General features: G+C 56.2%; 13 protein-coding genes. 7 read left to right on the top strand and 6 right to left on the bottom strand.

Features of this window, described 5'->3' with window-relative positions:
• Nucleotides 1-174 precede the first annotated feature (174 nt).
• From rplU to ACODR9_RS11290, 7 genes are all read left to right on the top strand, one after another.
• Nucleotides 175-486: a 50S ribosomal protein L21 gene (rplU, locus tag ACODR9_RS11320; protein ID WP_059284477.1), complete on the top strand. Its 312-nt coding sequence runs from the start codon at nt 175-177 to the stop codon at nt 484-486.
• A gap of 12 nt (nt 487-498) precedes the next feature.
• Nucleotides 499-774 carry a 50S ribosomal protein L27 gene (gene rpmA, locus ACODR9_RS11315; protein ID WP_181835277.1) on the top strand — a complete coding sequence of 92 codons (276 nt, stop codon included), beginning with the start codon at nt 499-501 and terminating at the stop codon, nt 772-774.
• Between the two features lie 149 nt (nt 775-923).
• The gene (gene obgE / locus ACODR9_RS11310) at nt 924-2,126 is read left to right on the top strand and encodes a GTPase ObgE (RefSeq protein WP_488809371.1); all 1,203 of its coding nucleotides are present in this window, start codon (nt 924-926) and stop codon (nt 2,124-2,126) included.
• Between the two features lie 406 nt (nt 2,127-2,532).
• Complete coding sequence (locus tag ACODR9_RS11305) at nt 2,533-3,312, top strand: ABC transporter substrate-binding protein (RefSeq protein ID WP_199103945.1); 780 nt, start codon at nt 2,533-2,535, stop codon at nt 3,310-3,312.
• 227 nt (nt 3,313-3,539) lie between these two features.
• On the top strand, nt 3,540-4,229 hold the full coding sequence (locus tag ACODR9_RS11300) for an ABC transporter permease (protein ID WP_488809370.1): 690 nt from the start codon (nt 3,540-3,542) through the stop codon (nt 4,227-4,229).
• On the top strand, nt 4,226-4,939 hold the full coding sequence (locus ACODR9_RS11295) for an ABC transporter permease (RefSeq protein WP_488809368.1): 714 nt from the start codon (nt 4,226-4,228) through the stop codon (nt 4,937-4,939). The genes ACODR9_RS11300 and ACODR9_RS11295 overlap by 4 nt, the downstream gene beginning before the upstream one ends.
• 20 nt (nt 4,940-4,959) lie before the next feature.
• Nucleotides 4,960-5,727, top strand: coding sequence for an ABC transporter ATP-binding protein (locus tag ACODR9_RS11290; protein ID WP_488809367.1), 768 nt, complete (start codon nt 4,960-4,962; stop codon nt 5,725-5,727).
• A 65-nt stretch (nt 5,728-5,792) separates the two neighbouring features.
• Here the strand turns inward: ACODR9_RS11290 and ACODR9_RS11285 are convergent, their stop codons facing one another.
• The 6 genes from ACODR9_RS11285 to ACODR9_RS11260 all read right to left on the bottom strand — a co-directional run bounded on the left by ACODR9_RS11285 (nt 5,793) and on the right by ACODR9_RS11260 (nt 13,379).
• Nucleotides 5,793-6,107 (bottom strand): hypothetical protein, encoded by a 315-nt coding sequence (locus tag ACODR9_RS11285; protein WP_488809366.1) that lies wholly within the window; start codon nt 6,105-6,107, stop codon nt 5,793-5,795.
• Between the two features lie 414 nt (nt 6,108-6,521).
• Nucleotides 6,522-6,941, bottom strand: a complete 420-nt coding sequence (locus ACODR9_RS11280; protein WP_488809365.1) for a hypothetical protein — start codon at nt 6,939-6,941, stop codon at nt 6,522-6,524.
• Between the two features lie 307 nt (nt 6,942-7,248).
• Nucleotides 7,249-8,508, bottom strand: coding sequence for a hypothetical protein (locus ACODR9_RS11275; protein ID WP_488809364.1), 1,260 nt, complete (start codon nt 8,506-8,508; stop codon nt 7,249-7,251).
• Nucleotides 8,505-9,713, bottom strand: coding sequence for a DUF2515 family protein (locus ACODR9_RS11270; RefSeq protein WP_488809363.1), 1,209 nt, complete (start codon nt 9,711-9,713; stop codon nt 8,505-8,507). Before ACODR9_RS11270 ends, ACODR9_RS11275 begins: the two co-directional genes overlap by 4 nt.
• On the bottom strand, nt 9,710-12,247 hold the full coding sequence (locus ACODR9_RS11265) for a type VI secretion system Vgr family protein (RefSeq protein ID WP_488809362.1): 2,538 nt from the start codon (nt 12,245-12,247) through the stop codon (nt 9,710-9,712). The genes ACODR9_RS11270 and ACODR9_RS11265 overlap by 4 nt, the downstream gene beginning before the upstream one ends.
• A gap of 226 nt (nt 12,248-12,473) precedes the next feature.
• The gene (locus ACODR9_RS11260; protein ID WP_488809360.1) at nt 12,474-13,379 is read right to left on the bottom strand and encodes a LysR family transcriptional regulator; all 906 of its coding nucleotides are present in this window, start codon (nt 13,377-13,379) and stop codon (nt 12,474-12,476) included.
• Nucleotides 13,380-13,496 lie beyond the last annotated feature (117 nt).

The raw sequence follows: 13,496 nt of genomic DNA, 5'->3' as shown, positions 1-13,496 counted from the left end.
TTTTAGCGGAGCCAGAAGCGCGGAATGTTACCAGAAAAGCCTTGCAGACAGCCATGCCCTGCTTGGTTGTACGGCTAAACTGATGAAATTATTGACAACTTTTTGTGGCTTGCGTATAGTTTCGCGTTCTTCTTCGCGTGATGCGAGGAAGATCCCTCTTTAGGAGCTAAGCGAATGTATGCGGTCATAAAAACCGGCGGCAAGCAGTACAAAGTTGCCATCGGTGAAAAACTCAAAGTAGAACAGATACCTGCAGACGTCGACAGCCAAATCGTACTCGAAGAAGTGCTGATGGTCGCTGACGGTGAACAGGTTGTTGTAGGCGCCCCGCTGGTAGCTGGTGCCACCGTTACGGCTACTGTCGTTTCCCACGGTCGTGGCGACAAGATCCGCATCTTCAAGATGCGTCGTCGTAAGCACTACCAGAAACACCAGGGTCATCGTCAGAACTTCACCGAAATCCGCATCGACGCGATTTCGAAGTAAGGATAAACAGTCATGGCACACAAAAAAGCAGGCGGTAGCTCCCGCAACGGTCGTGACTCCGAAGCCAAACGCTTGGGCGTTAAGGCTTACGGTGGCGAACTGATTCCGGCAGGTTCCATTATCGTACGTCAGCGTGGTACCCGTTTCCACGCTGGTGAAAATGTTGGTCTGGGCAAGGATCACACCCTGTTCGCCAAGGTTGACGGCTACGTTAAGTTCACCATCAAGGGTGCTCTGCAACGCAAGATCGTTACCGTGGTACCGTACACCGGTGTAGACGGCGAATAATCGCTTTCTGCAGACAAGAAAGCCCTATCCTGCGAGATAGGGCTTTTTTTTATCCGGCTTGCCGTGTTGGCAGGCCTGGCGAGGGGCAAGGCGTGAAGGCTGGCGCAGCACATGGCCAACCTTGACGCCTGACTCCTCAAGGAGGATCTATGAAGTTTATCGACGAAGCCCGGATTGAAGTGTTTGCGGGCAAGGGTGGCAATGGTGCCGCCAGTTTCCGCCGGGAAAAATACGTACCGTTTGGTGGCCCGGATGGTGGCGATGGCGGCAAGGGCGGCAGCGTGTTTGCCGTGGCGGATGAAAACGTCAACACCCTGGTGGAGTACCGGTTTGTCAAAAAATACCTGGCACAGCACGGTGAACGTGGCCGTGGTGCCGATTGCTACGGCAAGGGCGGTGACGATATCGAACTGCACATGCCGGTGGGCACGGTGATTACCGACCACGACACCGGCGAGCTGGTGGCCGACCTGACTCACCACGGCCAACGGGTGATGATTGCCCGTGGCGGCAAGGGTGGCCTGGGCAATATCCACTTCAAGTCCTCCACCAACCGCGCGCCGCGTCAAAGCACGCCGGGTGAAGAAGGCGAGCAGCGGACCCTCAAGCTGGAGCTGAAGGTGCTGGCCGACGTGGGCCTGCTGGGCATGCCCAATGCCGGTAAATCCACCTTCATCCGTTCGGTATCGGCGGCGCGTCCCAAGGTGGCGGATTATCCGTTTACCACCTTGCACCCCAATCTGGGCGTGGTACGCATGGACGATACCAGCAGCTTCGTGATTGCCGATATTCCCGGCCTGATCGAAGGTGCGGCGGAAGGCGCGGGCTTGGGGCACCGCTTCCTCAAGCATTTGCAACGTACCGGCCTGCTGCTGCATATCGTTGACGTGGCCCCGTTCGACCCGGATGTTGATCCGGTACGCGAAGCCCGCGCCATTGTGGCCGAGCTGGAAAAGTACGATGAAGAATTGCACGGCAAGCCCCGCTGGCTGGTGCTGAACAAGCTGGACATGCTACCGGAAGAAGAGCGCGCGTTGACCGTGACTGCCTTCCTGGAAGCCTACGGTTGGCCCAAGACCCAGCCGGATGACAGCCTGGGCTTCGATGTGGACACGCCACGCGTGTTTGCCATTTCTGCACTCACCCACGAAGGCACGCGCGAACTGGTACGTGCCATCGACAGTTACCTGCGCATCATGCGTGCCCGCGCCCGTGCCGCTGCTGAAGAAGCCGAGCGTCAGGCCGAAGAAGCGCGCCTGGCCCGCAAGGCTGCGGCCCGCGCTCAACTGGAGGCGGCTGAAGCGGCCAAGGCGGCAGCGGCTGCGGCCAAGGCTGCAGGCGAAGAAAACTAAGCCAGAAACTGCCACAAAAGCCGGTTTTCAGAAGAAACCGGCTTTTTTTTCGTCTATTGCATGGTTGTACTTTGAAAATTTGATGTCGCACTGCAAAATACGCTACGTAGTTTTACGTGTGTTTGTTGTATTTTGTACTCAAGAATACAATCGAATGCGACTTGCTTTTCCAGATATGGGTGCATGCGCGCCCGGCTGTCCTCTCCGGTCAGGATGGATGCGTTATTTATCCTGTATCCGGAGTCGTGCTTCTGGACAATTTGCGCTATTCATATAACCATTGCTGCCAGTCAGTTTGTTCCGCCCACAAGGCAGGCGAGCTGATGCAGCGTATCGAGTATGTTGCGGTGGCAGGGGCTGCCCGGCATGGTGTGAACAATAAAACCAAGCAGTAAGGAGAAGTTTGATGAGAAAAGTGATTACCGCCGTTTCTCTGGCACTGATGGCCACTTCTTTTGGCGCTTTCGCCAAGGACTGGAAAGAAGTTCGTTTTGGCGTTGACGCCAGCTATGCACCGTTTGAATCCAAGGCGCCCAATGGCCAGCTGGTGGGTTTCGACATCGACCTGGGCAATGAAATCTGTGCACGCATGAAAGCCAAGTGTGTATGGGTGGAAAACGACTTCGACGGCATGATCCCGGCCCTGAAGGCCAAGAAATTTGATGGCGTGCTGTCTTCCATGTCCATCAACGAAGCACGTCTGAAAGAAATCAACTTCTCCGCCAAGCTGTTCAATACCCCGACCCGCATGGTGGCCAAGGCTGGTTCCGGCCTGCAACCGACTGCTGCGTCCCTGAAGGGCAAGCGCGTTGGTGTTGAGCAAGGCACCATCCAGGAAGCTTACGCCAAGGCTCACTGGGCTCCGGGCGGTGTAGAAGTGGTTCCGTACCAAAACCAGAGCCTGGTACTGGCTGACTTGGCATCCGGTCGTCTGGACGCCTCCCTGCAAGACGCCATCCAGGCTGATGAAGGCTTCCTGAAAAAACCGGAAGGCAAGGGCTTCGCCTTCGCCGGCGGCAACCTGAACGACCCGAAAACCCTGGGTACTGGTGCCGGCATCGGCCTGCGCAAGGAAGATACCGATCTGAAAGCAGCCATCGACAAGGCAATTGCCGGCATGCTGAAAGATGGCACTTACAAGAAAATCGAAAAGAAATACTTCACGTTTGATGTATACGGCAAATAAGTCGTAACACCGACAGAGGCACCGCGCCCCGTTGCAATTTGCCGGGGCGCGTTTTCATCACGGCTGCGGAGGAGATGCGTAACACCCACTGTTACGTCCGCCGCCAATCGCTGACACTTACGCCAAGGCTGTAAAGATATGTTTTCGCCAGCTCCCGTCGGGATCGGGCGGTGGCAGTCTGCGCCCGGGCCGTTGGGCAGCGATAACAACATACAGGGGAAACGGCCATGTTTCTGGATGGATTCGGGCCTATCATCCTGGACGGTGCATGGGTCACACTGGAACTGGCAGTCATGTCGTTGCTGGTGTCCTTCATCATCGGTCTGGGTGGCGCTGGCGCCAAGCTGTCGAGCAATCCTGTGCTCAAGGGCATTGCCACGCTTTACACCACATTGATTCGCGGCGTACCAGATCTGGTCCTGATGCTGCTGATCTTCTACAGCCTGCAAATCGGCATGAATCATCTGACCGAATGGCAGGGGATGGAACAGATCAACCTCAACCCCTTTGTGTCGGGTGTGTTTACCCTGGGTTTCATTTACGGAGCCTATTTCACCGAGACTTTCCGTGGTGCTTTCCTGTCTGTGCCCAAAGGCCAGATCGAAGCCGGCATTGCCTATGGCATGAGCAGTTGGCAAACCTTTTCCCGCATCCAGTTTCCCCAGGTGATGCGCTTTGCCCTGCCGGGTATCTCCAACAACTGGCAGGTGATGCTCAAGGCGACTGCGCTGGTGTCCATTATCGGTCTGTCCGATGTGGTGAAGGCGTCGATTGACGCGGGCAAGAGTTCGTACAAAGTGTTCTTCTTCACCGTGGTGGCTGGTGCCATCTATCTGATTCTGACCACGATTTCCAGCTTGGTGCTGATGTGGCTGGAACGCCGTTATTCCACCGGTGTACGGGAGGCAGACCTGTGATCGACATCATCCAACAATACTGGAAAGCCTTCCTGTGGACGGATGGCTATCACCTGTCGGGCCTGGCCGTCACCATGTGGCTGCTGGTGATTTCCATTACCTTCGGCTTCTGCGCCTCCATTCCGCTGGCCATTGCCCGCGTGTCCAAATCCAAATGGCTATCCAGCCCGGTATGGCTGTTTTCCTACGTGTTCCGTGGCACACCGCTGTACATCCAGCTGCTGTTCTTTTACACCGGCATGTACAGCCTGGATGTGGTGCGTGAGGTGGGTTTCCTCAATCATTTTTTCCGCGAAGGGTATAACTGCACCATTCTGGCCTTTGGCCTGAACACCTGCGCCTATACCACCGAGATTTTCGCCGGAGCCATCAAGGCCACACCGTATGGCGAGATTGAGGCTGGCCGTGCCTATGGCATGAACCGGTTCACCCTGTACCGGCGCGTGATTATTCCATCCGCGCTGCGCCGCGCCCTGCCGGCCTACAGCAACGAGGTGATCCTGATGCTGCATGCCACCACCGTCGCCTTTACCGCCACCGTACCGGACATCCTGAAAGTGGCACGTGACGTAAATGCCGCCACCTACGACTCGTTCAATGCCTTTGGTGTGGCGGCATTGATCTACCTGTGTATCACCTTTGTTCTGGTGGCCCTGTTCCGCAAGGCGGAAAGCAAGTGGCTGGCGCACCTGCGCCCGATGAAGGCCTGAGTTACCCGCAAGGATAAAAGATGGAAAAGCTAGTCGTTAAAGACCTGCACAAAAGCTATGGCAGCCACGAAGTACTCAAGGGTATTTCGCTCAAGGCCAAGGCCGGCGATGTAATCAGCATCATCGGTTCATCCGGCTCGGGCAAAAGTACCTTTCTGCGCTGTATCAACTTCCTGGAAAAACCCAACGCTGGCAGCATCAGCCTGGGCGGTGAGGAAATTCGCCTGCAAAAAAACAAACAGGGTGAACTGATACCGGTCGACCAGAAACAGCTGCAAGCCATGCGCTCGAAACTGGCCATGGTGTTCCAGCACTTTAATCTGTGGGGCCACATGACGGTACTGGAAAACGTCATCGAAGCTCCCATCCACGTTTTGGGCCTTTCTCGCGACGAAGCCATTGCCCGCGCGGAAAAGTACCTGCGCAAGGTAGGACTGGATGCCCAGGCCCAGGCCAAGTATCCGGCGCATATGTCCGGTGGCCAGCAGCAGCGCGTGGCCATTGCCCGTGCGCTGGCGATGGAGCCAGAGGTGATGCTGTTTGACGAGCCCACCTCAGCACTGGACCCGGAGCTGGTGGGCGAAGTACTCAAGGTAATGCAAACCCTGGCCGAAGAAGGTCGCACCATGGTGGTGGTGACGCACGAAATGGGCTTTGCCCGCAATGTGTCCAACCACGTGATGTTTCTGCACCAGGGCCGGGTGGAAGAAGAAGGCCACCCGGACGAAGTATTCGGCAATACCAAGAGCGAACGCCTGAAGGCCTTCCTGTCCGGTAGCCTGAAGTAAGACGCTTTCTGGCCAGATCACAAGCGGCTCCCAGTTTGGGGGCCGCTTTTTTATACAAAACCCAGTTATGAGAAATTTAAAAACACAATAAACAAGATGAAAATATCAAATGAGCTAGATAGTAATACTTTGGAGTAACTTATATTTTTCTTGCCATCTAGCCACGGTAAAATGATTAAATAGGTAGTTGCGATTGCTGAGAGGCTAAATAAAGCATCTTTTATTGAAAATAGGGTGTTAATTAGATCTTGACCGCCGCCACTCCCAGATACTGAAACGCCGGCTATCATAAGTCCGAAAAATCCACATGCAATTGCGGAGAAAAACATTATATAGCAAGCAGTTCGTAATGTTAATGTGATTTTGTGTTGTTTTTGCATTGCCATGTCCTGATATGGTTGGTTTGGTCTTGAAATGTGTAATATTTAAGACTGTTATTTATTGCTGGACTTTGCAAGGAGTCGTTTTCGTGCAGCACAACTTAAATATTTCTCGGGGGATGGCTGGTCATCACAGCGTGCCAGTATATTAGGATCTGCATATTCCAGATGGATAAAAGAGCCGGCCTCCCACGTTACACCTTGCCAAGTAACTGGCTTAGCCAAAAAACATGATATCAACTCTGGACGTTTTGTTGAGGAATAAGAAAAAGTCGCCTCTCCACAGGGGAGGCCGTAGATAAGAGTACCAGTACTGATAATGGCCCTGGCCTCGTTATTGGGACAGTAATCGCTAATGAAAATAAATTTGTCGATAAAAGCATCACCAAATGGTATAGGGTCAGGACTAGTAATCTATACCAGAGTCCGTTTTGCACCCCAGCCAAAAAATCCTCCTTCTCCATCGTATTTTGCATCGCTTCCACTTGGGAAGTTAGCTCCACAAACCTCTAGTGCCTTGGTGGTAATCTCTTGACGACTTTGATATCCACTCGTTGCGAAATCTGCTAGTAAAACTATGGCTATCCACAATATAGGTAGAAATAAAAATAATAGCGTCAATTTTATCCTCTTTTGTGGAGGTTTCCGACGAAGCAAGTATGCTACCCCAATCGTCAATCCAATCCATATGATCGCAATGAAGGTAATTAAATAAATAAAAAATTCTGCTAATCCCGCCATATTTGCGGCGTTGCTGTTGATGGGAAATAATATGAACGGCAGCGCAGCTAAGAATCGCTTATTGTCACGGAGGTGGATATGTTGGAATTTCATCTTTTCAATCCTAAATGAGTAGGAATAATTTATGAGCAATAATTAGGAGGTGCATAAGGTTGATATCGCGGGGGGCGAAGTTTCACTGATATGGCACACAGTGGCGAGGGATAGAGGTATCCGGGCTGGGCCCGGTGGTGCTTGGTTCCAGCAGCGTGTCTGCTGCATTTTGTTCGACGCACTGGCGTTGCAGCCACCCGGCAAAGTTGGGGTCGGTATAAATCAGCTTTTGCAGCACAACCCGCTGTTTGTAAAAGCTTGTCATCGTGGATTGATACCGACCAGCGATACTGTGCAGTCATCGCGCTTACGACGCCCGTGGCCATGGCGGTACAAAGGGCTTGGGGGCGGGCGTATATGACACTAACTGCCACTCCACCACTTCCTCGCTGAATACCGGGCCGCGCAAGGTCTGCCACAGGCGGTAACGGCGCGCGCGTGGCACGTTCATGCGGGGAAATACCTGGCCTTGCTTGATGTGCTGCTGGCCGTACATATTGGGCCGGCCCGCCAGCATGCTGTCTCCCGGCCACTGCACTTGCCATATCCCGGATTGTGGGCAGGTGTCGCCGCTACGGCAGCGGGTACCGATGGAGGGAGAATCTCGGCGTGGTGGCACTTGGTCGGCTGGTTTGACTATGGGATGGGCCGGGCGGGTGACTTCCGGCGGCAGCTCCGGGTTGCGCTGGCCGGGCGGCGGTGGCGGTAAGGGCGGGTCCTGGTAGTGCAGGTCGATATGCTTGCCTTCCTTGTGCAAGCGGATTTCCGCGCTATCACGCCGGTCGCGGTACCACTTGGCCTTGGCAGGCCAGAAGGCACGCCAGTTGGGGCGGTCTTTGTCTTCGATTTCTTCCCGTAAAAAACTTTCCATGCTTTGGAAGTCGATGGTTAGCAAACCGGTACCGGGCTGCTTGGGGTCTTCCCAGGTGGGGGAGCGGCTGAAATTGATTTCGGCAAGCACATTGTCGGCGTAGAACATCCAGTAGGGGCTGGCGATCCAGTTGATGCGCTGCCAGTTATGCGGGCTGAGATCCATCGCGCCGTCTAGTACAAAGCTGTCCTCTGACTCGGCCAAGGCATAGTCAAATTGTTCCTGTCCCCGTAGTCGTGGCGCATCATAATAAAAACGTGGTTGCCAGCCTTTGGCGCGGAATTGTTGCAGCAGGCTGTTGATATACACCCGTACCGCCTCATCGCTTAAGGTGTCTTGATCGGTGAGGGCGGCAAACAGACTAAATTTTTCTAACCCTGCTGATAAATAATCAGTATTCAGCGTCCCCATTACGCTAAGAACATAGGGAATAGTCAGACTAAATTTACCTTGCGCTAGCTGAACAGTCACTAATTGATGTGGGTCTCGATCTATTTGATAAAATGTCAGCCCGGCTGGTTGGACATTCAAGTGCAATAGATCCGCATTGCGCTTGGAAAATGTATCGGCGTTTTCACCGACTTTAATGGTGATTTCAATTGGATTGATGGCATTAGACATGGGCTTCGAATCACTCCGGCTAGGTTGGCAGGCAGTAAGAAGTATGAATAGCAGGCAAGACAGGAGTTGTTTCATCGCATGCACCATGGATCGTGTTGGCGTAATACCAGCTCAGAGGTGGTCATCGTCGGTTTATGCCAACTGGCGATACTGCGTAATTGCTGGTCCATATAGGCAGCTTGCGTCCCCATCAAGCCATGAAATTGTTTCGCTGCTAAACCAATCCACCGCATTCGACTGTTTTCGTTTTCCAATATGGTGTCTTTGGTAGCCTCGGATTTTAATGTGGGGTCCTTGGTTTCACAGGCGGCGGAAAACACCAGTTCCAAGGGGGGCAGTATGGTTTTGACGAGCAGAGCCAGAGCCCGGCTGGTTGCATTCACGTTGAGCGGAAGCCAGGTGGTGTTTGGTTTCAGCAGCATGTCTGCTGCGTTTTGCGCGGCGCGTTGGCGTTGCAGCCACACGGCAAAGCCGGGGTCGTTATAAATCAGCTTTTGTAATACCACCCGCTGTTCGTGATTGGCGATGGCCAATAAATGGGCGAGTTGTTTCTTCCGGTAGTCTTCTGTTCCAGGAGAAAGCTTCTCAATCTCGCGTACCAAACGCATGCCAGTCTGTACATAGGACGACAGTTTCAGGTGTTGCAATACCGGTAGCGCCTGCTCGGCCCAGGGGAGCTGCGTGAGCTGGTTTTCCATCACCCCATACAGTTTTTCGCCACGCGTATTGGCGCAATAGAAGTAGGAGCTAAAGTCATAGCTGTGCAGCCAGTGAATGGGGGCAATGTCCTGAAACAGCCAGAAATTGCCCTTGCCCAGGCCATCGGCCACAGTATCGATGCCCACCTTGGCGGCGATTTTGACGACGCGGTGTTCCAGGGAGCAGGCCACGGTTTTGCTGGCGAATGCCCCCAGTGCCATCCAGTAGTAACGGCCCTTGCGCTTGGGGTCGCCAAACTCTTCGGTTTCCAGATAAAAGCGGGCATAGGTGGCGGCTACGATGCGGGCGCGTACCGACTTGGTCTTCACATCGCCTTTGATGGGGCGATATATGGTAGGACGGATGGGTTTTGTCCGGATCCTGAACGGTGGCGGTGGTCGGCCTGGCGGGGTGGAGGGCGACAGCCGCACGATGGCAAACTGCTGCGCCAGGCTCCAGGCGGTTTGGCACGTCCCCTCCAGATAACACACCGAGTTGGGCTTGCTATTGAGCATGCTGGTGGCAGAGAGATTGTCTTTGCTCATGATCTGGCTGCGGGTGAGCGGATTGCCCTGGCTCATGGCTGGTCTCCTGCTTGGGGGGTGGGTGGCGTGCTTGTTGGTGTTTCCGGCGTCTGCGTGGCGGCCGCTGGCGCTTGCGGGGTGGCCCAGTCAAACCACAGTAAGCCAGCCTGGGCCTGCTGCTGTTGGCCAGCATGCAGTGGCGGGCTGGCTCCATTTCGGTCGCTCCCTTGTGCCCACTGGCTAGCGGAGGTGTGGATACCAACGGGCAAGTTGTGCCACTCCTTGCGTTGCGGACCGCGCAGGCGGAATTGCTCGCCAAACAAGCCGACCGGGCCGGGCAGGCCCGCCACGTCTACCGGCTGGCTGCTTTGCGCCGTGGTGGCAAATGGGCCATACACCGTGGTCTTGCCCAGGGTGCGGATGCCCTCGGCGGTAATGCGCACGGCGTTGCCGCCCACGCTCAGTACGATTTCCTCCTGCGCCGCCAGGCTGATCTTCTGCAAGCTGCGGATTTGCGTGTCCTGGCGCGAGGACAGCAGCACGGCCCCGCCTTGCGCCTGGAGATCGACATTGCCCTGGTTGGCGTAGAGCTTGATGCCCGCCTTGGCGGCAAACAGGCTGATGGCCTGGCCGATGTTCACCATCAAGGACTTCATGGCCGATACGCCCACATTGCGCTGGGCGGTGAGCGCCATGTCCTGCCCGGCAGCGGCGTGCAGGCTGCCGCCGCTGGTGAGGGCCATGCCGGCGGGGGCGCTGGCCAGCAGCACCGCCTGCTGCAGGTCTTTGACTTGTTGGCTGAGCAAATCCAGCTGCGCTTGCAGCTGTACCGGGTCTGCCTTGGCGCTGCTGGCGGCGGCGTTCAGGCTGTCGATGCTTTGATTGGCGCGCTCCAGCTGCTGCACGGTCTGTGCCATCTCGCGCTGCAGGCCGCCGGCCCCCGGCTGGGCGTGGGCAGACAGCAGCAGGCCTTTGCCGGCACGTATCGCCCCCCACTGGTCGCTGCGCAGCTCGAAACCCTCCCCGCGCGGCTGGCGCTGGGCGTCTACCAGATGGCCGATATTCAGCTGGGCCTTGCCGTATTCGGTGGCCAGCTTGATGTGCTCCTTGCCCTGCAAATCCTCCATGCGCAGCTTGTTGTGGGAACGGGTAAGGATGACGTTGCGGGTATTCCAGCCGCTGTTGATGTGATCGGGTTTGCTGCTGTCGTGCAGCACCGAGGCGATATAGGGGTGATCCGGATCGCCATCGTCAAAGCCCAGATTGACGCGGGTGCCGGCATGCAAGGGCAGGTGGAAGCCAAAGCCGCCACCGGCAAACGGCTTGGCCAGCCGTACCGGGCGCGAGTCGCCACCGGGGCTCCAGCGGTCCAGATCAAACAGAAAGCGCACCCGGTAGCGGCCCAGCTCATCCAGAAAGGGATAGCGGTAGCTGTTGTCCGCCGGGCTGACCACCATGGCCGGTAGCGTGCCGTGGATGCGTGGCTTGGCTTGCAGCGCCGGTCGCCAGATGCGGTCGGCCGGAATGGCCTGGAAGGTATTGTGATAGGCCTGATCGCGCGCGCCCTGATGCCGGGCGGCGATGATCAGCCAGCCATGCGGTGCTTCATCAAACGCCTGCAGCAGTCGCAACACCTCGCCCGGACGGATGTGCAATACCGTACCGCTGCCACTGGCCACACACTGGCGTGCCTGCGACGCCTGATGGCGCAGCTGGGCGATGCGGGCGGTTTCTGTCGCATCACGCCCGCCCTCACCCCAGGCATAGTCCAGCCCGTACGCCGCTGCTTGTTGCGGGCCGCTAAAATCTTGCTCGGCATCCAGCACGGTATCGGTAGTCAGATAGTTGAAATCGGTACGGCGCACGCTGTGCAACATGCTGCGATGGTGAATCTGCCATTGCTGGATAGCCGCGTCGTCGTCATGCCGCAGCCCACCGGCCTGCCGCAGCGGAATATCCAGCAGCCGCCCGCGACCGTAGTGCTCCAGATTATCGCCAAACAGCAGCAGCTCCTTGTCGGCCTCCTCCGCCACAAACTGGTAAAACAAGCCGGCTTCGGCGGCTAGGCGGGAGATGAACTGCAAATCCGACTCGCGCCACTGGGTGAGGTGGGCATGCGTCGGTAGCGGGCTGGTGAGCTGAAACCGCACTTCACTGGCGGCAAAGCCATGCTGCTGCAACACCGCGCCAATCACCTGCTGCACTGTGCTGTTTTGAAACAAGCGGCAGGTACAGCCATCTGCCAGCAGGCTCAGGCGTGGGCAGATGGCAAAGCGATAGCGGGTTTCCTGCACATTGCAGTCCTCGCGCCAGGCCTCGTACACCAGGCCATGCCACACGCGCTGCAGCGCCGGGTCGGCTGGTGGGCTGGGCAGGCCCGGAAAGGAAGGCAGCGGGTTGAGGGATGGCGGGGTGATGGTGAAGCTGACCGGCTGATGGATGAGGGATGCCAGTGGCAGCGCGGGGTCGGCGCTGGTGACGGTGACGTTGAGCAGATAGGGGGTATCGAGTGCTTCGTCGAGGGTGAAGTGGTGAACGGAGAGATCCAGGCCCAGGTGGGAGGGGAAGCGTAGCTGGTAGGGGTTGGGCATGGGGTGAATCCGCGCAGAAATGATGACGTTGGCAATCATCTAAGTGCGCACGGCGTGATGCCAATCAGATATGAAGGAGTCTGGGTGGCGAAAGATCGAATTATTGGTTTTGCTGGTGCGTCGAGCGGGGAGCACAGCAGGTGGTCCGGCGGCGATGCTGCTGAACCGTAATTGCCTGCTGTTCGATGGTGTGACTTGGTCTATCTGCCTCCAATGATTGTGTAACTCAGGCGTCCAGCACCACGCGCAATTGTTGTTCCAGCAACTGCAAAAAGTGGCTGACGGCAGCGGGCAGGCGGCGGGATTTCATGATCATCAGCTGCAGTTGTCTTTGCTGCAGTAGCGGTTCGTCAATTCTTTTGGCGAGTAGCTGGTTGCATTCGGGCAGCCCGTGAATGGCCAGGCGACTGCCCAGCGCAATGGTGTCGCTGTGGGCGGCAAAGCGATGCAGGGTGCTGGTATGGCCGCTGCTCAGCAGCGGGCTGAATACCTTGCCTTGTGCAGCAAAGCTCCATTCCAGCAGTTGGCGTACCGTGTTCCCGCGCTCCAGAATGGCCAGCGGATAACGGGCCAGTTCGTCCAGACTCAGCACCTCTTGGCTGGCCAGCGGATGGCCGGGGCGTAGCAATGCGCATACCGGCAGTGAGTGATGCAGCACGACTTCAATTTCATGGGTGCTGGCAATGGCAAAACTTAGGCCGATGTCAGCCTCGCCGGTTTCCACCCAATGGCGGACTTGCTCAGGGTTGCCGCTTTCGAGGATGAAGCGTGTTGCGGGGTGTTGTTGGTGGTATGTCAGCATTACATCCGGCAAGACGCCATGGACAAAGCCATCGGTGCAGGCCAGTCGTACCAGCCCTCCCGAACTGGCATGTCGAGAGGAAATTTCTCCCAATACCAACTGGGCATCCAGCAAGGTGCGGCGTGCATGTTCTGCCAGCAATTGCCCGGCTTCGGTTAGCACCATGCCACGTGGCAGGCGTTCGAATAGTACGGTACCTGTCTCTTGTTCCAGTTTGGTGATTTGCCGGCTGATAGCGGATACCGCCACATGGAGTTCTTCTGATGCAGCAGCCAGTGATCCCGTGCGTGCCACTTCGACAAAATAGCGGAGTGCTATGCCATGTATCACCTTGATCTCCCTTGCTTTTTAGGCAACAAGCCTGGCTTTTTTTGCAATTGTCATTGTTGTTTTGTCGCTTCTAGACTGCGCAAACCATCACACCATAAGCAATTGCACAAGGAGAAA

The organism is Aquitalea sp. FG25, assembly GCF_057809375.1.
This window is presented reverse-complemented; position numbering and strand designations above follow the sequence as displayed.

Bases quoted from the DNA above. Each gene is read 5' to 3' on its own strand.
- rplU (WP_059284477.1), top strand. From the start codon at position 175: ATGTATGCGGTCATAAAAACCGGCGGCAAGCAGTACAAAGTTGCCATC.
- rpmA (WP_181835277.1), top strand. From the start codon at position 499: ATGGCACACAAAAAAGCAGGCGGTAGCTCCCGCAACGGTCGTGACTCC.
- obgE (WP_488809371.1), top strand. From the start codon at position 924: ATGAAGTTTATCGACGAAGCCCGGATTGAAGTGTTTGCGGGCAAGGGT.
- ACODR9_RS11305 (WP_199103945.1), top strand. From the start codon at position 2,533: ATGAGAAAAGTGATTACCGCCGTTTCTCTGGCACTGATGGCCACTTCT.
- ACODR9_RS11300 (WP_488809370.1), top strand. From the start codon at position 3,540: ATGTTTCTGGATGGATTCGGGCCTATCATCCTGGACGGTGCATGGGTC.
- ACODR9_RS11290 (WP_488809367.1), top strand. From the start codon at position 4,960: ATGGAAAAGCTAGTCGTTAAAGACCTGCACAAAAGCTATGGCAGCCAC.
- ACODR9_RS11285 (WP_488809366.1), bottom strand. From the start codon at position 6,107: ATGCAAAAACAACACAAAATCACATTAACATTACGAACTGCTTGCTAT.
- ACODR9_RS11280 (WP_488809365.1), bottom strand. From the start codon at position 6,941: ATGAAATTCCAACATATCCACCTCCGTGACAATAAGCGATTCTTAGCT.
- ACODR9_RS11275 (WP_488809364.1), bottom strand. From the start codon at position 8,508: ATGAAACAACTCCTGTCTTGCCTGCTATTCATACTTCTTACTGCCTGC.
- ACODR9_RS11270 (WP_488809363.1), bottom strand. From the start codon at position 9,713: ATGAGCCAGGGCAATCCGCTCACCCGCAGCCAGATCATGAGCAAAGAC.
- ACODR9_RS11265 (WP_488809362.1), bottom strand. From the start codon at position 12,247: ATGCCCAACCCCTACCAGCTACGCTTCCCCTCCCACCTGGGCCTGGAT.